Origin of the sequence: Bradyrhizobium ontarionense (genome assembly GCF_021088345.1) — a bacterium.
Lineage (GTDB): Bacteria > Pseudomonadota > Alphaproteobacteria > Rhizobiales > Xanthobacteraceae > Bradyrhizobium > Bradyrhizobium ontarionense.
The window spans coordinates 4,011,469-4,030,035 of the sequence record NZ_CP088156.1 but is presented as its reverse complement, the minus strand read 5'-3'; the positions used below and the strand labels follow the sequence as shown (position 1 = coordinate 4,030,035).

Genomic DNA, 18,567 nt, shown 5'->3' with positions numbered 1-18,567 from the left:
CGCCGCTAGCGCCAACCCAGTCGAGGCGAAGAACGTCCGGCGGCCCAGATCGGGGAACGTCAAGCTTCGTGTAGGCTTGAGTGACGTACCGCATTTAGTCGGACCAAATGGCTACTCAGCTAGTCAAATGTGCTCAGGTCGGCCGGGTGGCAAATCGTTCGGCTCCGCCACGAGGCGAGCGCGCATCGTCCGCCTCCAATGCCATCCCCACCATGGATTGCTCCGCCGCGCTATAATATTTGCGGTCTGGCGTTAGGCGACCAATCCGCAGGCCCCGGTGCCTTGCTCAACGCAGCTGCCCCTGCCGCCCGAAGATCTGCAACCAGACAGAGTCTATAACATAGTTGACAACCAAGATCGAAATGAGGTACGTACCGCATATCAGGCTGCGCGTCGCTGATTGTACAGCGTTGGTTCGGTCGCCTTGGGGAATGGCGTCCAGCCGTGCCGATGCGAAGTTTCAGTGTTCGCCTGTGTTGAGCCGACGTTGTCGGAGCCTTCTCGCGGTCCGATCGGACCGAAGACGAGGGCGGCTGGCATCGTCGGGTCGGGGAACGCTGTGTGAATTCGGGCGGCAACAGGCCGAAGCTCTCGATTGTCACATCGCCGCATCAGTGACCGGCGGTCCGGCTTCGCGCCGGCTTGCGGGTGAGCATGCCGTTTGCGTCGGCGCATGGTCGCGCCGGCTCTCGAGTGTCACGCGATCTGCAAAAAATCAAAAAAATCGGGGAGAGCACCAATGGTCAAAATTATCTCGATGCTCACGAACAACGATCTGACCGTCGAAAACGCCAGGGAGATGTTCGAGGCATCCAATCATGCTCCGACCCAGTTCTGGGGTTTCAAGGACACCGGCATCTCGGCTGATCGTGCCGGCGAGCTGGCGAAGCTGATTGCCGACAAGGGCAAGACGATCGTCTTCGAATCGTTCGGCGAAACGGAGGACGACTGTCTGCGTGCAGCCGAATTCGCTATCCGCAACAAGTGCAAATATCTCATCGGCTGCCAATTCCACCCCGCCGTGGTCGCCATTCTGCAGGGCTCGCCCGTGGTCTACTTCCCGACGATCGGGCGTCGTGCGGGAGTGCCGCGCTATCTCTATGGCAGCACCGAGGAAGTCGTTGAGGACGGTCAGCGCGTCCTGGCGAGTGGCGCAGACGGCATCTGCCTGTCGATGTACCGCTACAAGGATGGCGATCCTCATGACCTTGGGGTGGCGGTGCTGAAGTCTGTCGGCCCCCACGCGACCATCGTCAGCGGCAGCATCAACACCTTCGAGCGCCTCAAGCAGGTGCGGAAACTGAGGCCCTGGGGCTTCACCATCGGCTCTGCCCTGTTCGACGAGGCTTTCGGCAAGGGGCTGACCTGGCCCGAGCAGATCTCGGTTCTCGATGCCGTGCTGACCTGCGACGTCGGCGCAGCGCTGAGCGCATGAACCCAGGCGGATCGGTCCCACCCGACCGCATCCGCACTTCGAACACGCCAGAGACCATCGCTCGTGCGCAGCAGATCGATGGCGCCGGCGCAAAAGGTTGGAAGCATCAAAATGAAGTCCATGAAATTCGGCATCATCGTTGGAAGTCGCGGTTTCTTTCCGGGCCATCTCGCGGCGACCGGCCGCGAGCACATGATCAGCGCGCTCGAGCGGGCTGGCCACGGTTGCGTGGTTCTCAGCCCGGCCGATACCGAACATGGCGCGGTGCAGTCCTTCGAGGATGCCCGCAAATGCGCCGCCCTGTTCAAGAGCCGCGCTGGCGACATCGACGGCATCATCGTCACGCTTCCCAATTTCGGTGAGGAACGGCCGATCGCCGACACCTTGCGCCTGTCCGGCCTGAAAGTGCCCGTCCTGATCCAGGCGACGCCCGACGATCCGTCCAAGATGTCGATCCAGTGGCGCCGCGACAGCTTCTGCGGCAAGATGTCGGCCTGCAACAACCTGCGTCAGTACGGCATCTGCTATTCGCTGACCAAGTCTCACTGCGTGGATCCGCTCAGCGACGAGTTTCAGGAGGATCTCGCGCGCTTCTCGGCGATCTGCCGCGTCGTCGGGGGATTGCGCGGGCTGCGCATCGGCGCCATCGGCGCGCGGCCGCAGGCTTTCAACACCGTCCGCTACAGCGAAAAGCTGCTCGAGAGGGCGGGGATTTCCGTAGTAACGCTGGACCTGTCGGAAATCCTCGGCCGCGTGTCGCGACTGGCCGACGACCACGCGATCGTCACCGAAAAGCTCGATGCGATTCGAAACTACATCGATATCAAGGGCGTGCCCCACGCCGCCATCCTCAGGCAGGCAAAGCTTGCAGCTGTCACCGAAGAGTGGATGCGGGAGGCCGATGTTTCCATCAGCGCGATCCAATGCTGGACCTCGCTGGAGGAAAACTATGGCGTCGTCCCCTGCACGATGATGAGCATGATGAGCTCGAAGCTGATGTCGAGCGCTTGCGAAGTCGACGTCTGTGGGCTGATCGGCATGCACATGCTGGCCCTGGCATCCGGGACGCCGAGCGCACTGCTCGACTGGAACAACAACTACGGCTCGAACGCCAACAAGGCCGTGTGCTTCCACTGCAGCAACTTGCCCAAGGAGTTTTTCAAGAACTACCGGATGGACTTCCAGGAAATCATTGCCGGCACCGTCGGCAAGGACAACACCTACGGAACGGTCGACGGCTCGATCAAGTCCGGCCACATGACCTTCATCCGCGTGAGCACCGACGACACGTCCGGGCGGATCTGCGGATATGTCGGGGAAGGCAAGTTCACCGAGGATCCATTGGAGACCTTCGGCGGCGCCGGTGTGGTCGAGATCCCCGACATGCAGAAACTGCTGCGCTATATCTGTGAGAATGGCTTCGAGCATCACGTCGCCGCGAACTTCTGCTCGGCCAGCGATGTCATCGTCGACGCGACGCGCAACTATCTCGGCTGGGATTTCCACCTGCACGAAGGCAAGGCCTGACGCCGGCTCCAGGGGGCCGGCCCCGGCCGGCTTCGATGTCCGCCATCCTCTTTCGGAAAACCGCTGGAGCGGCAGGCGCTGCTCGGGATGAGGTGCCGATGATACAACCGATGCTCAACATGCCGTCGGAGACGACGGACCGCTGGAGTGTGATGCCGGAGCGCATCGCCGTCATCGGCACCGGGCCGCGCGGAATTTCCGTGATCGAGAGGCTCGCCGGCAGGCTAGCGGAGCGCTCAACGCTTCGGTCCCTGGTGGTCTATGCGATCGACAGCGTGGAGGTCGGTTGCGGCCGCCTGTGGCGCACCGATCAGCCCGACTGGTTGCTGATGAACACCCGCTGCAAGAACGTGACCATGTTCCCGAACCCGCCAGACGGAGCGGCCTGGCGTGCGGGATATGGACCGACATTCATGGAATGGTGGCGGCAGATCGACGTCAACTATCCCGGTCCTGCGGGACTGGCACCCCGGGGGCTCTACGGGAAGTACCTGAAGTTCGTCCTCGACGTGGTCGAACTGAACCTGCCCGAGCAGATGCACATCGAACGGGTGCGGGACAGGGTCACTGACATCGCCGAGCTTGCCGGCGAGTATGTGCTGACCTTCGAATCCGGGCGCGACAGTCTCCGTGTCGACCGTCTCGTCGTCTGTTCAGGCTATCCTCTCAGCAAGGCGACATCGGCGAGTCGGGACTCAACGCCATCATCACGGCACCTGACCGCCTTCGACGTGCTCGAGACCTTTCAAAGCGGTTTGTCTCTCCCGCCGGACTTGTCGGGGCAGACCATCGGCCTCAGGGGGCTCGGCCTTTCCTTTTATGACGTGTTGTCGGAACTAACACTCGGTCGTGGCGGCCGGTTTGTTCGTGGCGACGATGGGAATGTCCGATACGTGCGAAGCGGCCGCGAGCCGCGGCTGATCGTGGCCGGATCGCGCAGCGGTTTCCCCTTGCCCATGCGCGGCAGGGACGATCGTCCCGCAGGGCTCGGCTTTGCGCCGCGGTTCTTCACCGAGACACGCATTGCGAAGATTCGTGCCGAGGGTCCGGCATGCTTCCGCACCAGCTACCTGCCCTGGCTCACGGCCGAAGTGAACTTCGCCTATATGGAAAAGACGCTCGAGCCCGATCGCTTCGACAGCTTCTGCAAGCAGCTTGACGCGGGCGACGTCTCCACCGCGACCATCATGCCGTTGATGTCGGAGCTGGCTCACGCCTTCGGTGTGGAAGGTCTGCTCGACCTCGAAGCGATCGCCGCGCCGTTCAGGGGCATGTCGTTCCCGAGCCAGGACGCGTTCAGGCGGGCGGTCGTTGCACTGGTTCGCGAGGACGTCGCCCGCTCCGAGACGGGTGAGTTCACCGATCCGGTCAAGGCCGCTCTCAATGTTCTGCGTTTCATCAGGCCGCATATCCGCAAGGCCGTGGATTTGGGCGGGCTGACCCACACGTCCCACCACGAATTCATCACCCGGATCGGCCCGACCATCGCCTTCCTCTCGACCGGGCCTTCCCTGACACGGGCCAAGCAACTGCTCGCGCTGATCGAAAGCGGTCTGGTGGAATTGCTTGGTCCAGGTGCGAGCTTTCGCGCGAAGGATGGGGCAGGCTTCGTCGCCGCGTCGGATGCAGTCGCGAACTACACTGCGGACATCGATGTCCTCATCGACGCGTATGTGCCGGCGCCGAATGTCGACGTCGACGACAATCCCGCCATTCGCAGCCTGGCCGATGCCGGACTGCTGAGGAGCTTCATGGGAACCGGCGGCGTCCAAGTCACCGCCAAGCCGTTCCATCCGGTCACCAGGGACGGCGAGGTCAAAGACCGCATCCACGTGCTCGGAATACCGACCGAGGCTGCCAGGTGGTTCCTCCATGTCGGCGTGATCGAGCCGGGCGTTTGGGACGAATTCATCGACGACGCCGACGCGATCGCGACGGTCGCCATCGAAAAACTCGTCCCGAGCAATCCGGGGCCGGATGAGCGGGGCAGCGAAAAGACCAGAGGGGGCGCTACGCGGAGCCCGAACAAGTATCTGAGCTGACGCAAACAGCGCTGACGGCGAAGCAACAACAGGGGTGGAGGAGATGCAGAATCGGGTTTTTGGACACGTCGACGGGGGCGACATCCACGAGATCACTCTGCGCTCGGACAATGGCATCGAGGCCAGGATCCTGACATGGGGTGCGGTCGTACGGGACCTGTCGATTCCCACAGCCCGGGGCCGGCAAAGGGTGGTGGTCGGTTACGACACGCTGGAAGATTATGTCGCCGACACGGCCTATGCCGGCGCGATTGCGGGGCGCTTCGCCAACAGGATCAGGAACGGCCGTTTCGACCTCGATGGCCGGGTCTGCCAACTGCCTCTCAATCAGGACGGCAAGCATACGCTGCATGGAGGTGGCGACGGTCAGAGCTTCAGCCGGAGGCCCTGGACGCTCGAAGCCCATGATCCATCGTCGGTGGCGATGTCGCTGCGCTCTCCGGATGGCGACGCCGGTTTTCCTGGCAATCTCGACGTTCGCTGCGTCTATCGTCTGCTTGGTCCGGCGACCCTGCAGGTTGAACTGGCCGCAACGACCGATGCCCCGACGCTCTGCAACCTCGCGAGCCATGGCTACTTCAACCTCGAACTGCCGGCCGGCTTTGCCGACGCTGCTGTGCCGAACGCCATCGACCATGAATTCGTGGCGGAGGCGGATTTCTACACGCCGGTCGACGACGACCTCATTCCGACCGGCGAAATCCGTTTGACCTCCGGTACGCCATTCGACTTCCACCGGCAAAGACCGCTGCGCAATCCGGAAAACGTCACCTATGACATTGGCTTTGTGTTGCGGCGGCAACCCTTGCCGGGAAACGATCTGGTCCACGCCGGAACGCTGTTCGGGCCACGAACGGGAATGGCCCTCGACGTTTTCACGACCGAGCCTCACCTCCAACTCTACGATGGCGGCAGCTTCAAGGGGCCGGCCGTCGGCCTCGACGGCGCGCGTTACGGCAAGCATTGCGGCATCTGCCTCGAGCCGCAACGCTACCCTGACAGCCCCAACCATCGACACTTCTCCGACGCCGTGCTGCGACCCGGCGACACCTATCGGCAGGTGACGGAGTATCGTTTCCGCGCATCGTGACACGTAACGAAGGGCGAGCAAGATGGGATTTTCCTTCACGAACCAGGATCAGCAGACCCTTGTACTGATGCAGGCTGTTGCGGAAGCAACAGCACAGGCGGCCGGCCGCCTGGCTCTGTCATATCTGCGTCAGAACAAGCCGCTCGAGATCGAAACCAAGGGCCCGCAAGACTTCGTCACGGCGGTCGACAAGGCCGTCGAACTGCTGATTCGGAAGCGCCTGGAGGAAGCCTTCCCCTATCACGCCATCCTTGGCGAGGAGTTCGGGCTCGACAGGGAGGGCGAACGGATCGTCTGGGTGCTTGATCCGATCGATGGCACCTCGAACTTCATGCGCGATCGCCCGAGCTGGTGCGTCTCGATCGGGGCTGCGATCGAGGGCCAGCCGGTGCTGGGCGTCATCTACGATCCGGTCAAGGACGAACTCTACAGCGCTGCGGCGGGTCGGGGCGCGACGCGCAACGGCGAGCCCATCACCGTGAACATGGAGAGCTCGGCCGGCAAGTCCGTATTCGGCGTGGGCTTCACCCGCGGCAAGAGCGTTGCAGCACACGCTCGGCAGATCAATCACATCCTCGAACATGGCTGCGAGTACCGGCGGTTCGGTTCATCGGCCATGATGCTCGCCCAGGTCGCTGATGGTCGGCTGGACGGCTATGCCGACGCTCGTACCAGCGTCTGGGACGTGATCGCCGGGCTGGTCCTGGTGCGCGAGGCGGGCGGGGTGATCGAAAGCTTCATTGAAAGCGGCGCGCAGGACGGGGCGATCCTGGCTGCCGCGCCAGCTGCCGCCGAAACGGCGTCACGTCTGCTTGCCATCGACCTTCAACACGACCTGTGGCAACCCGCCTGAAGGTCAGCGGCGGAGACGCCGCAATCGCCAATGCACGGGCAATCGCCTGGAGGAGACATGCAAGGTCAGCAGAGAACCGGTCTGCACAAGCCGGAGACGGCTGCGGAAGCGCTTGCCGCGCTTTCGGACCTGGGTGGCGGCGGGGCGGTCATGGCCGGAGCCACATGGATCATGCGGGCGCCATTCCGTCAGGAACCGATGAAGCCGGCCTATGTCTCGCTTGCGCAGATTCCCGAACTGCATCGCATCGAGGTCACCCAAGCCCATGTGAGGATCGGTAGTGCCGTCACCCACGCCCGGCTCGTACGCGAACTACAGGCGATTCCGGAATTGGGCGGACTGGTGTCGGCGGCCGGAGATTCGGCCAACCCTGCCGTCCGTCAGGCAGCAACCGTAGGCGGCAACTTGTGTACGGCAGATTTCGCTGCCGCCGACCTGGTCCCGGCACTGCTTTGCCTGGATGCCGAAGTCGAGATATTGACGACCGAAGGTCGCCAGCTCCTGAGCCTCGATGCCTTCCTTGCCCTTCGGGAGATGCTCGAACGGGCCTATCTGCTCGTGTCCGTGCTGGTCCCGCGGCGCCCTCTTGCATCCGCCCATGCGCGCTTGCCGCTCAGGAAGGCCGGCGATTATCCAGTGGCGATCGTCAGTGTTGCCGTTGAAAGTCGGCCAGACGGTCACATGCGAGGCGCCGCCATCGCCGTCGGATCGGTCGACGCCGTCGCCCGGCGATGGCGCGGCCTGGAACGGGCGGTTGCGGGCCTGCCGCTCGATGCGTCGCGCATCCACCAGCTTGCCCTCGATCTGGCCGACGAGTTTGTCGGTCGGGACGGGCCCGAGGTGCCCGGATGGTATCGCGTCAAGGTGCTGCCGACCCTGGTGCGTCGCGCCTTCGCAACGCTGCAACAACACTAGCCGGAGCGGAGAGACATGGCGGTGCGCATCAAGGTGAACGGCGAAGAGCGCAGTTTCGACGGAGACGCGGTGACGCCGCTCCTGGATGTTCTGCGCGACAGCTTCTTCCTGACCGGCGCCAAGGACGTCTGCCGGGAAGGCTTCTGTGGCGCCTGCATGGTCCACGTCGACGGGGTGCCCGTGAACTCCTGCCTGACCCCGGTGGGACTGGTCGACGCCAAGAGCGTATTGACCATCGAAGGGCTGGGCGATGGAGGCGAGCTCGTTCCCCTGCAGCGGGCCCTCGAGGAGGGAGACGCGGTCCAGTGCGGCATGTGCTTTCCCGGCATCGTCATGAGCCTCACGAACCTGCTCGCACAGCAGCCTTTGGCCACGCGCGACGACATCAAGCGTGGCCTCTGCGGCAACGTTTGTCGCTGCACCGGCTACGAACGCATCGTCGATGCCGCGCTGAGGCTTGCGGGGAACGAGAGGCGCGCAAATGTCTGAGGCAGAAACCCTGGCTGCGGTGGTCAATTTCGCGAGGCGTGACGCCCGGGACAAGTTGCGTGGACGCACCCGCTACATGGTGGATCAGGTACGGCCAGGGATGCTGCACGGCTTCGTGCTGCGCGCAACCATGCCGTCGGCGCGGATCGTGAACATCGACACGTCCGTCGCGCGCAGGATGCCCGGCGTGAGGGCTATCGTCACCGCAGAGGACGCGCCCGGCAGGTTCGGTATCGGCATTGCCGACCAGCCTCTCTTTGCGAGCGACGTTGTACGCTATCACGGTGAGCCGATCGCCGCCGTTGCGGCGGATACGCTTTTGCAAGCGCGGGAAGCGGCGGCTGCCATCGACGTCAGGCTCGAGGCGATGCCTGCGGTCCTGACCTTGGCCGAGGCTCTGTCCAACCATGCGCACCTCGTACACCGGGATTGGAAACGCTACGAAGTGCTGCTCGAGGCTGAGGGCGGCAGGCGGGGCGGCAATATCGCCTGGGAGGCGACGGTTGCACGCGGAGATGCAGCAGCGGCCTTCGCCCGCAGCGACGTTGAAGTCATCGAAAGCAGCTTCCGGGTCGGCCGGCAGAGCCACATGCAGTTGGAGCCGCGCGGGGCTATCGCCTCCTATGAGGACGGAAGGCTTCACCTAGTCGCCTCGACGCAGGCGCCCTGGACCGTCAAGAACGTGACAGCGCGTGCACTCGGTCTTCCTCCCTCCCGGGTTCGTGTCACCGTGCCGCCCGTCGGTGGTGGCTTCGGAGTGAAGTACGGCTGTTCGATCGAGCCCTATGCGGCCGCGCTTGCGCGCGCGGCGGGGAGGTCCGTCGCCCTCATCAACTCACGACAGGAAGAACTGCAGACCTGCCCGTGCCGGGAAAACGCCGACATCCACATCCGTTCAGCAGTAACCCCGGCGGGAGATATCGTCGGCCGCGAGGCTACGGTGCTGATGGATTGTGGCGCCTATGGCGGCGAGCAAATCTATCTGACGACGATGACCGCGCATACGCTTGGATCGGCCTATCGGCTCGGCGCCGTCAAGATGACCAGCCGCGCCGTCTATACGAACACCGCCCCCAATGGGGCGTTCCGCGCCTGCAACGGGGTCTACAACGTCTTCGCACTCGAACGTCATACGGACGAAATCTGCAGCGCCATAGGCATGGACCCGCTGGAGTTCAGGCAACGCAACGTGCTTGGCGACGGGGACATCGGATCGACGGGGCAGGTCTTCGAGGGAAATGTCCTCGGGCCGATGCTGGACCGCATGGAAGCAATGTCCCGCTCCCAGCCATCCAAGCGAGCCGAGGTCGGGGAGCGCCTCTACGGCAAGGCGACCACGGTGGGAACTTGGTTCGTCTTTGTCGGGCCCTCCGCGGCCACCGTCAACCTCAATCCCGATGGCAGCGCCACGCTGGTGACGGCCGGGGTGGAGATCGGGCAGGGCACCATGATGCAATCCCTGCCGCAGATCGTTGCGGCCAAGCTAGGCATCCGCCCCGAAGATGTCGTGGTCAATGCCGCCGATACCGATGCGGCGGGCTTCGACGTGGGCGTAGGGGGCGGGCGGACCACGGTGTCACTCGGTGCGGCCGCCTCAGTCGCATGCGACGAGGTGCGTCGGAAGCTGCTCGAGGTCGCGAGCAAGATGCTCCAGACGAGCCCCAAACACCTGGTGCTCAAGAATGGCCATGTGGAAATTGTCGGGAGGGCTGGCGGGGGCATCTCGGTCGCCAGGATCGCCGAGCATGCCCAAGCGGTAAGCGGCCCGATCTCCGGCAGCGGCTCGTTCACTCGCGCAGGAGTTCCCGCCATGATGGGTTGCGCGGCGGGTCACTTCCTGGATTCTGTCGACATTCCCGTATTTGCCGTCCACGAATGTGAAATCGCGATCGATCCGGATACCGGGCATGTCGAGGTCCTTGGTTATCGGGTGGTGCAGGACGTCGGACGGGCGCTCAACTCGAGCGCTATTCACGGCCAGATTCAGGGTGGCGTGACACAGGGACTCGGCTACGCGCTGCACGAAGAGGTGACCATCAATCCCGAAGGGCAGATCGCCGAGTCGGGCTTTGGAAGCTACAGGGTCCCGCTAGCGCAGGACGTCGTCCCCGTGGAGATTGCGCTGCACGAAGGCGCCCCTTCGATGGGGCCGTTCGGGACAAAGGGAGCGGGCGAAGTGCCAATCCTGAATGTCGGCGGCACCATCGCCTGCGCCGTCGCCAACGCCACCGGCAAGAGGGTCCAGGAACTGCCGCTGACCCCGCCACGTGTCCTGAGCCTCATGCTCGACAGGACGGAAGAACTCGATCTGCGGCACGCGCCGTTCTAGTCGCCCTTCGCACAGCACATCGAGCAATCGCGATGGATCGCCGGATTGGAGTGTAGAACTGACATGGCCGCGACAAAGACCGCCAAGATCGTGCCGGACAATGATTATGTCGTCCGGTTCCTGAGCTCCTGGACCTATCGCGCCAACGCATTCCGCGTTGCCGATCTGCTGGTAGCCGAAAATATCACAGACCGGACATCCATCCTCGGCGTCGCCAAAGGCGACGAAGTGCTCGCCGAACTCGTCGCCTTCCTGGCGGAGGCGCGGCGCTTCATCCAGACCATCGACCGGAAGCTCAGCATCGGCATCGTCTTTGCGGTGTGGAAGGAGGTTCGGCGCCTCCAGCCGTATTCCGCAGACAATCCGACCGGCGAAGACGCCTTGCGCGCCAAGGTGGCGGAGCTGGAGTGGCTGTTCCGCGACACGCCGGTGACCTGGAGCATCTACATCGTCGACGACGAGTGTCCCGACGGAAGCCTCGAGGTCGCACAGGCCATCGTCGACGAGGCAGGATGGAAGAATATCTTCCTGCTCAAGCTCCGCAACGCCCTGCCGTCCCCGGAGCTGCCCCTGTCCAAGCTCGACGGCGCGACGTCCTCGACGAAGGGCGGGGCGATCCTCCATGGCATGCAGCAGGCCGCGAAGGACGGGCACGACTATGTCATGTACACCGACTGCGACAACAGTAATCATCTGGGCCAGATCGGGCTCTTCCTGCACGAACTGGTGGGCAAAGGGAAAAAGGCGGCGATCGGCGACCGCCGGGCCACGCGCATTTCCGAATGGCAGACGACGCGCGAGAGCGAATCTTACGCCAACTACATCTTGAAGCGCGTCCACGCACTGCTGGATTTCGACCTGCTTCTCGGGGACGTCACCTGCCCGTTCAAGATGTTCGAACGGGAATATCTCTTCGGCCTGCTCGAACGCATGGACGTTTTCGACTTCTGCGTCGATTTTGACATCGTCGGCTATCTAAAGACCAGCGGCGCGCCGGTTGCGATTGTCCCCATCGTTTCGGTAGACTCCGACAGCGAGACGACTTGGATCGCGCTCACCAATGTCAACGTGTGGTGGCAGAAGCTGCACGGCTTCGTCTATGTGATCGAAAAGTACAAGCTGGCTCACAATGAACACGTCGCCAGCCTGGTCCGGGAAAAGCTTTGGACGCAGGAAAACATCAGGAAGGTCCTCGAGGTCGCTGCCGGTGGTGTGACCTCCAATGGCCGCCGCCTAACCGCAGAGGAACAGCTCAAGATGCCTTTCGAGGAGGTCGACGGCTGGATTCGGTCTGCACTGGCAACGATGGTCACAGCCTCCAAAGTGCGAGCCACACAAGCTCAATCAAGCGGTTGTGCCAAGATCGTGTGAGATATCCGGCCAGCGGTGCGCCTGGCCGCATCGGCAGCCCGCCAACAGGCTGATGACGCCCATCAGAACGGCCACGCCGATATAGACCGCCGCAAGGCCGAACTGTCCGCCGACGAAGCCGGTGATCGAGGGCGCCAGCTAAATGCCCGAATCCGATCGAACAAGTCTTTGCCAAGCTCAAGCACCTTCTCCGCAAAGCTGCAGCGCGAACCGTCGATGCTGTTTGCGACGCGATTGCCGAAGCTCTCGACGCCTTCACCGCTGAAGAATGCTTCAATTACCTCAAAAATTCAGCCTACCAAACTCAATGCCATCATGCTTTAGGCTCGGCCTTGGGTCCTCACCAATCTCCTTTGAAGCACTTCAGAGGCGTCCGGAAGGGCTGGAGAGCGATGGAACCGAGGGCGCGGCCAAGGCGCGACAGTCTGAGCATCGTCCGGAGACAGTCAGGACCTGAGCCGGATCTGCCGGCAGCGGTTCGCAGCGAAAATTGCTGATCTGTGCGGAGCGCGCCTGTTTGCCAATCGTCGAAATAGTCATTGTGGCTCCGTGCCAGATTTCAGGGTTAGAAAACTGGCAAACACCTTGATTCGTTAGTCTTTTTTCTCTTCCCTAGGGAGCGCCAATAAATCAACGATTTAGCGTGCTGATCGCCAAGGTCGTCGAATATCCGTCGAATAAGCATTGACGGACGGCAGCGGGCTATCCAGGACAGGCGTCGTTCTCCGGCCTAACGTTCCTCCACAAGTTCCAGCCACTGGGCGACTTCGCGTGCTCGGCCCTCGGACTACGAATCTGAGGGGCGGACGTTCGAATCGTTTCGGGCGCGCCATTCAAATCAAGCACTTAAGGCTGCGTGCTGTATACGCGCCGCGGCTGAAACCGAAGATGAAGATCTCGTCGCCGTCGTCGAAATTCTGGATCAGCCTAGCGTAGGCTTCGATAATCTCATCATCGATGCCCCACCCGGTGACGCGCCTCGCGCAAAATTCGCCGCGTCGGGTGCCAACCCCCTGAGAATAGTAGACGCGCTGGTCGGCGGTATCGGAGGTCGGAGACTTCAGCCGCAGACGTTCGTGTTGTTGTTCAGCGTATTCCAGGTGCCGTCGAGGAAGATCGCAAGACGTTTCATTTGTCCTCCTTGCCGCAGCAGGATCAGTCAACGATCGTCGAAGGCTGATAGCTCTTGTTACCGCGTCGGTCGAAATCGTATTCGTAACTGATGCAGGGAGCGATCGCCTGGTGCTGCTGGCCAAGATAGAAGACCAGCGCATTCGGCGCAGCTGCGAAGACGTGCGTGATGACGTCGATCTCGTTTCGCTTGATCGAGTGCAGATGGTTCGCCACGGATTCCGCGAGCGCCGCAGCGTGCCCGCCCCCAAGCACGGCGCGTTGGCTCGGTCCGAGCGCGAAAACCACTAGGCGACCGACGTTCGGTAGCGACGCCGCGCAGTAGGAGCGGGCGGCGGCTTCTACGGATTGAGCGATGCTGATGGCGACCGCGATCTCCGGTCCGTCGCCGAGCTTGTGCTCCGCGAGTTCGAACGCCTGCGCTTCGCGTTCGGAACCGTCGTCCGCACGCCACACGCGAGATCCGACTCTGCCCTTCTGCACCAGTTCAATCGAAACGCCGGATTTTACATCCAACGTGGCGCCAGCGATGAAGGCGACCGATACGTGGGCGTCCAGTATCAGGCGCAGCAACGAGCTTTGGGGGACTTTGGCACGCAGGAAATCTTCGACTTGCGGGCGGAGGTCACGTTGCCAGTCAACGTCGTCGCGGAGATAGCGCTGCCGGAATGAATCGGTCAGCATCAGCGTGTTCTCGGGCGTTGTGCCCACGATGTCTGATGCCGGCCCCAGGAACGAGCGGATGGCCACAGGCAGGTAGGGGGCCGCCGCCGCGGCGATCTCGGCGAGGATCGATTCATCTTTGCAAAGCTGCCTGAAGGTCTCGCGGATACACGCAATTGCGGCACCGCGCGTGGCTGCATCGCCGGAGCGTGATGCCATGACGAGGCGGCTGCCGATTGTCGTCGCCATGTTTGCCGGTGCGTCGCTCTTGATCGGAGCTGGACTGTTCAGACCTCGTCCGCTGCTTATGTGGAACGCGTCCGATAGCGTGCCGCTAGGGCTCTATGCGGTGCAGCAGGTCCGTCAATGGTACGTCACCGAGCTCGTCGTGGTTCTGCCGCGGGGGGCACTCGCGGAATGGCTGGCTGATGGCGGCTATCTGCCGAATGGCGTGCCGATGTTGAAGCGCATTCTCGCTCTTCTCGGCCAGACCGTTTGCCGAAGCCATCATGCAATCGCGGTCGATGGCGTCGAGGTCGGCGTCGCGCGAGGGAGCGACAGCCGCGGCCGGCCGTTGCCGGACTGGCGGCGCTGCCGGATCATTGGCGATGGCGAGCTCTTCCTCATGAACTGGCAGTCGGACAGCTCGTTGGACGGCCGATATTTTGGTCTAACTGCGACGTCGGACGTCATCGGACGTGCAGTTCCGGTGCGGACCAGGAAGCCATGATGACGCACTCGATCTGCGCTCGGTTTGCCAAGGAACCGTTCGATCTGGAGCATCGCTGCCACGGCGCACGGGCGCTTGGCAGCGCTGACCAGTGTTAGCACGAGTGCTAACGCTTGCTCCGGCGTGGCTTCGGGCGCGACTGACACCGCCGCATGTCAAGTCGCGGTCGATTGGCGGGCCGGGCAACCCAACCCTCGAAGCGCTTGTGCCTTGCACCGTGGGCGCACGCCGGGCGTCGGATTTGATCATGAAACGAGTCGTTGGCCGATCGACGTAGATCGCGGAATCGTGTTCCGCCACGGTCATATCGAGCGAGCTGGAAAACAACTCGCGCGGCGGAATTTTGCTCCCGTTCCGGCTATTTGTTTGCAGCCAATTCAGCTGGTCATAAAATCAGTTGGACGTTGTTGTCCTATCAATCACGACCTTTGGTGGCGAACCACACCGCGACATTTTCCATACCGGTCAGTTGGGCTTCGTGGCGGCTGCCAACCTGCCGTTCCGTCGGACGCCGCGCGCATTGATGGCAGCAAACGTTCTCGGCTTGTTTCGCGATCGCCGTTTCTTCTCCAGAACCGCCTGGAGTACGACATGACGCGCGAATGTGCGAACTAATAGGGTTGTAGAGAGCCAGTCGGAATCTGGCGACGTTTCGGGGCAAGATAAAAGAGCATCGCCGTGCGAACGCCAAGCCATGGACATGGCTTGGGCTCTCCGGTGCTGGCCGGTCAGGGCGCGTGCCGCGCTTTTGCTCGCGGCGAAAACTTAGTGGGCAAATTTACTTGACGTAGTATCGAGCGTCGTTTACAACCTTCGCGACTTTATCGTCGGTGGCCGGAAGATCCCCGATGTCGCAAGTTTGTTTCGCTCCGTCGCTGCCAGATGGCAGGCCTTCAAAGTATGATGTCATCGTCGGCGGGCAATCAGTGTGATGTCCGCTAGCCATGACGTTCAGGGCGTCGGTAAGTGAACGATGAAATCCAGTCTATCGCGGTCGCCGCGATCTTGTGCGCTATAGCTATTTCAGCCAGCGCTCCGCCGACATCGACCGCTGGGGATGTCACACGTGTAGTCGCCTCAAGCGCCAATCTCTTTTTTGGGACCAACCATTGTAGAAACAATACTTAACCTAAGGAGGGTGTCAATTGGCCAAGACAGCAACAATCCTGGGACGGAAATGGCAGCTGATTACCCATTTCATTCTTACCCCGAAAGGTGCACCCTGCGGGACAGATCTTCTGAATCTCGAAGAAATACACAGTCGATTTAACGGCGAGAGTAGCGTGTATGGAAGTGTCGCTGGTGGCCCGGAAGTATTATGGATCTTTCCTTTCGATAGCGCCGCAGCGCTCGACTCTTTCAAACACCCGCTTCAGACAGGAGAAACAGCGAAGCTGGATCTTCACGAACTTGTCGGTTCGGTGACAACCAGCCTCCATACCTTCAAACCGGGAGCAAGTAAGGTTCACGCCAAAGAGCCTGCCGCAGCCCCGGCCTTCCTGTACAACATCAATCTGAAACTTTCGACCTATGGTGTCTTGAGCACTGATCTGGATCTGCTTGGCAAGCTGGGCGGGCTGCATAAACATGAGGTGTATGTTTACGCCAGTACGATCGGAGGCGGGAAGGGCCCGGTCGTAACCTTGCAATTCCCGCTGAAGTCACTGGGAGACCTGCAAAAGATCGATGATCCGCTGGGGACCGTTCTGGCCAATGCCGGCCCTGAGCTGGCGAAGACGTTCACGGCCTCAATTGCCAGCATATCGACGGTGCTATACCGGAAGCTCGTCTAGGAGGTCGCCGAGAAAGCCTCAAGATGCACACGTGGATGGCGGTCATCAGGCAGACGCGAGTGCTGTCAGCCGGTCCTTGGCGCGGCGTTCGTAGCTTCCTGTCAGGATTACAGGTGGAGTTGACATCAGGGAGGGAAGTTGCAGCCTTTCTGCTGATTCCACTTTCTCCATCGTGCTCGTCTCGTCCTGTCCGTCATCCGGCGAATGGGTAATACACCTGTTCCCATCAGTAGCGATCGGCCGGCGCTAACGCTGCCGGACATCGTGCTTTTAAATGCGCAGCGCCAACCCGCGGCTCTCGCATTGCGTTATCTCAATCGCAAAGGAGCCGTAGTTGCCGAATGGTCGGCGGCGGAGTTGTCCCAACGAATAGTGCAGCTTGCCAGGCGCTTGTCCCGCGAAATCAATCCGGGCGCTCGTGTACTTGTTGTCGGTCCCCATAGCCAGTATTTTGCCCTTGCTGTATTGGCCTCAATGGCTGCCGGTCTCGTTCCGGTTCCTGCCGTAACGCCGTCCTCGGAAAGTGCCCTTGGCCACGTCGAGAGAATCGCCAGCGATTGTGAGGCCTCGGCTGTTGTTTCGGCGGGGTTCCGGAGGGAAGGGCTCCCTGGTGGCTTGGCTGGCAGCGTGCTCTCGTCAATGGCATGGGTCGATGCTGACTCTGAAAGCGCACTTGATATCGCCGTACTTCCTGCTTTCAATTCCACAAGCCAAGGCGCCGACATCGCGCTGCTCCAGTACTCTTCCGGTTCTACACGCTTTCCCCGCGGAGTCGTAGTCACGCATCAACAGTTGTTGGTGTGTTTGCAGCAGACGCGGACGAGGCTCAGTACCACGCCCGGTCAAAGCTACCTCGGTTGGCTTCCGCTGTATCACGACATGGGGCTGATCGGCCTTGTGTTCCAGCCTCTCTTTGAGGGGATCCCGCTAACCTTGATGCCGTCGACCGCTTTTTTGGCGAATCCAGGTCTGTGGATGGAGGCAATCAGCGAGTATCGCGCAACCGTAACCCTGGCGCCGAATTTTGCCTACGATTTGTGCGCCCGCCAGCGGCACGCTCGACCACTGGACCTGACATGTCTGCAAACGGCTCTTACCGGAGCGGAGCCAGTACGCGAGCACACTCTGCAACAATTCAATGCTGTTTTTGCACCTTATGGGCTGAGCCCCAACGCGTTGACACCGGCCTATGGTCTGGCCGAAGCGACACTGGCAGTGACGATAGATGCTCCATCGATGCTGTGGAGAACGCATGCAGCGCCAGGCGACGAAAGACAGGTCGTTTCTTGCGGAACGCCGCTGCCAGATTTGCTGCTGAGAATCATTGACCGCGAGCGCAGACTTCCGCTGCCCGATGGCCGTGAAGGAGAAATATGGGTAAGAGGACTCAGCATATCCACGCGTTACTGGAATGATGATCAGGCCAGCCAGCACAGTTTTGGTGGGATATTAGCGGATGGTACTGGACCATTTTTATGTACCGGCGATCTGGGGTTTTTGCACGATGGACAGCTGTTCGTTACTGGGCGCCTCAGCGACATCATCAATATTCGAGGCCGCAACATTCATCCGAATGACATCGAGACAACGATTTCGCTGTCTCACCAGTGTCTTGGTTCGACGGGCGCCGTGGTGGGCAGGCAGGAGGCAGACAGTACAGAAGCGGTAGTGGCGCTGCATGAGCTGGTACCAGGCGCAAGCCTGCATGCGATCGAATCGGCGGAGCAGTGCGCCAGGGCGGCAGTGCGGGAAAATCATGGAATTCTTCTTGCTGACCTGATTCTGGTTAAACGCGGCACCATTCCGAAAACGACCAGTGGCAAGGTCAAAAGGAAGGCCTGTCAAGGGATGCTGTTACGCGGTGAATTCGAATCTTCGCGCCAGAATGTTCCGCCACGGCAAATCGATGCTGAAATACCAGTGCCGGCACCTGCCATTGAAGCGACCGTGGCCGATATGGAAGCATTCCTGCTGAAATGGTTGGCGGACAATGGAAAACACGCAGTGCCAAGTCCGGATGCTCCTATTTCCATCGCAACACTTGGAATGGATTCCTTGAAAGGAGCAATACTGGCAAATGTGCTAGGCGAGCGGGTGAACCGAGACATTCCGCTCAGGCTGATCTGGCAAGCCCGTTCCGTCAGACAACTTGCTCGCGCCATTGCCGATCTGCCCTTGTCAGAGCCGCTTTAACGCCCA

At 61.6% G+C, this 18,567-nt stretch carries 14 protein-coding genes and 1 pseudogene; 13 read left to right on the top strand and 2 right to left on the bottom strand.

Features of this window, described 5'->3' with window-relative positions; all coding sequences use genetic code 11:
* Positions 1-739: 739 nt before the first annotated feature.
* The 10 genes and pseudogenes from LQG66_RS17895 to LQG66_RS37425 all read left to right on the top strand — a co-directional run.
* Positions 740-1,435, top strand: coding sequence for a hypothetical protein (locus tag LQG66_RS17895; protein WP_231327500.1), 696 nt, complete (start codon positions 740-742; stop codon positions 1,433-1,435).
* A 111-nt stretch (positions 1,436-1,546) separates the two neighbouring features.
* On the top strand, positions 1,547-2,962 hold the full coding sequence (locus LQG66_RS17890) for an L-fucose/L-arabinose isomerase family protein (RefSeq protein ID WP_231327499.1): 1,416 nt from the start codon (positions 1,547-1,549) through the stop codon (positions 2,960-2,962).
* A 110-nt stretch (positions 2,963-3,072) separates the two neighbouring features.
* Entirely contained in the window at positions 3,073-5,004 is a 1,932-nt protein-coding gene (locus LQG66_RS17885) for an FAD/NAD(P)-binding protein (protein WP_231327498.1), read from the top strand.
* A 43-nt stretch (positions 5,005-5,047) separates the two neighbouring features.
* Complete coding sequence (locus tag LQG66_RS17880; protein ID WP_231327497.1) at positions 5,048-6,094, top strand: aldose epimerase family protein; 1,047 nt, start codon at positions 5,048-5,050, stop codon at positions 6,092-6,094.
* A 22-nt stretch (positions 6,095-6,116) separates the two neighbouring features.
* The gene (locus LQG66_RS17875) at positions 6,117-6,947 is read left to right on the top strand and encodes an inositol monophosphatase family protein (protein ID WP_231327496.1); all 831 of its coding nucleotides are present in this window, start codon (positions 6,117-6,119) and stop codon (positions 6,945-6,947) included.
* Positions 6,948-7,004: 57 nt separating this feature from the next.
* Positions 7,005-7,862, top strand: a complete 858-nt coding sequence (locus LQG66_RS17870; protein ID WP_231327495.1) for an FAD binding domain-containing protein — start codon at positions 7,005-7,007, stop codon at positions 7,860-7,862.
* 15 nt (positions 7,863-7,877) lie between these two features.
* Entirely contained in the window at positions 7,878-8,351 is a 474-nt protein-coding gene (locus LQG66_RS17865) for a (2Fe-2S)-binding protein (RefSeq protein WP_231327494.1), read from the top strand.
* Positions 8,344-10,680 (top strand): xanthine dehydrogenase family protein molybdopterin-binding subunit, encoded by a 2,337-nt coding sequence (locus LQG66_RS17860; RefSeq protein ID WP_231327493.1) that lies wholly within the window; start codon positions 8,344-8,346, stop codon positions 10,678-10,680. Before LQG66_RS17865 ends, LQG66_RS17860 begins: the two co-directional genes overlap by 8 nt.
* A 63-nt stretch (positions 10,681-10,743) precedes the next feature.
* Positions 10,744-12,051 carry a glycosyltransferase family protein gene (locus LQG66_RS17855; protein WP_231327492.1) on the top strand — a complete coding sequence of 436 codons (1,308 nt, stop codon included), beginning with the start codon at positions 10,744-10,746 and terminating at the stop codon, positions 12,049-12,051.
* A gap of 149 nt (positions 12,052-12,200) precedes the next feature.
* Positions 12,201-12,350 (top strand): annotated as a pseudogene (locus LQG66_RS37425) (IS630 family transposase); the annotation flags it as partial.
* A gap of 534 nt (positions 12,351-12,884) precedes the next feature.
* Here LQG66_RS37425 and LQG66_RS17845 read toward each other — a convergent pair.
* Together LQG66_RS17845 and LQG66_RS17840 are read right to left on the bottom strand one after the other, a co-directional pair.
* Positions 12,885-13,214, bottom strand: a complete 330-nt coding sequence (locus LQG66_RS17845) for a phospholipase effector Tle1 domain-containing protein (protein ID WP_231327491.1) — start codon at positions 13,212-13,214, stop codon at positions 12,885-12,887.
* Positions 13,207-14,094 carry an SAVED domain-containing protein gene (locus tag LQG66_RS17840; protein WP_231327490.1) on the bottom strand — a complete coding sequence of 296 codons (888 nt, stop codon included), beginning with the start codon at positions 14,092-14,094 and terminating at the stop codon, positions 13,207-13,209. Before LQG66_RS17840 ends, LQG66_RS17845 begins: the two co-directional genes overlap by 8 nt.
* Between LQG66_RS17840 and LQG66_RS17835 the strand changes: the two genes are divergently transcribed.
* The 3 genes from LQG66_RS17835 (at position 14,063) to LQG66_RS17825 (ending at position 18,561) form a co-directional block, all read left to right on the top strand.
* Entirely contained in the window at positions 14,063-14,575 is a 513-nt protein-coding gene (locus LQG66_RS17835; protein WP_231327489.1) for a S26 family signal peptidase, read from the top strand. The two genes, LQG66_RS17840 and LQG66_RS17835, sit on opposite strands and share 32 nt — an antisense overlap.
* Positions 14,576-15,720: 1,145 nt before the next feature.
* A complete protein-coding gene (locus tag LQG66_RS17830; protein WP_231327488.1) occupies positions 15,721-16,368 on the top strand; it encodes a hypothetical protein in 648 nt (215 codons plus the stop codon).
* Between the two features lie 204 nt (positions 16,369-16,572).
* On the top strand, positions 16,573-18,561 hold the full coding sequence (locus LQG66_RS17825) for an AMP-binding protein (RefSeq protein ID WP_231327487.1): 1,989 nt from the start codon (positions 16,573-16,575) through the stop codon (positions 18,559-18,561).
* Positions 18,562-18,567 lie beyond the last annotated feature (6 nt).

What these genes read in the sequence shown, in the direction of transcription:
- LQG66_RS17895 (WP_231327500.1), top strand. Translation starts at nt 740, where the DNA reads ATGGTCAAAATTATCTCGATGCTCACGAACAACGATCTGACCGTCGAA.
- LQG66_RS17890 (WP_231327499.1), top strand. Translation starts at nt 1,547, where the DNA reads ATGAAGTCCATGAAATTCGGCATCATCGTTGGAAGTCGCGGTTTCTTT.
- LQG66_RS17885 (WP_231327498.1), top strand. Translation starts at nt 3,073, where the DNA reads ATGCTCAACATGCCGTCGGAGACGACGGACCGCTGGAGTGTGATGCCG.
- LQG66_RS17880 (WP_231327497.1), top strand. Translation starts at nt 5,048, where the DNA reads ATGCAGAATCGGGTTTTTGGACACGTCGACGGGGGCGACATCCACGAG.
- LQG66_RS17875 (WP_231327496.1), top strand. Translation starts at nt 6,117, where the DNA reads ATGGGATTTTCCTTCACGAACCAGGATCAGCAGACCCTTGTACTGATG.
- LQG66_RS17870 (WP_231327495.1), top strand. Translation starts at nt 7,005, where the DNA reads ATGCAAGGTCAGCAGAGAACCGGTCTGCACAAGCCGGAGACGGCTGCG.
- LQG66_RS17865 (WP_231327494.1), top strand. Translation starts at nt 7,878, where the DNA reads ATGGCGGTGCGCATCAAGGTGAACGGCGAAGAGCGCAGTTTCGACGGA.
- LQG66_RS17860 (WP_231327493.1), top strand. Translation starts at nt 8,344, where the DNA reads ATGTCTGAGGCAGAAACCCTGGCTGCGGTGGTCAATTTCGCGAGGCGT.
- LQG66_RS17855 (WP_231327492.1), top strand. Translation starts at nt 10,744, where the DNA reads ATGGCCGCGACAAAGACCGCCAAGATCGTGCCGGACAATGATTATGTC.
- LQG66_RS17835 (WP_231327489.1), top strand. Translation starts at nt 14,063, where the DNA reads ATGACGAGGCGGCTGCCGATTGTCGTCGCCATGTTTGCCGGTGCGTCG.
- LQG66_RS17840 (WP_231327490.1), bottom strand. Translation starts at nt 14,094, where the DNA reads ATGGCGACGACAATCGGCAGCCGCCTCGTCATGGCATCACGCTCCGGC.
- LQG66_RS17825 (WP_231327487.1), top strand. Translation starts at nt 16,573, where the DNA reads ATGGGTAATACACCTGTTCCCATCAGTAGCGATCGGCCGGCGCTAACG.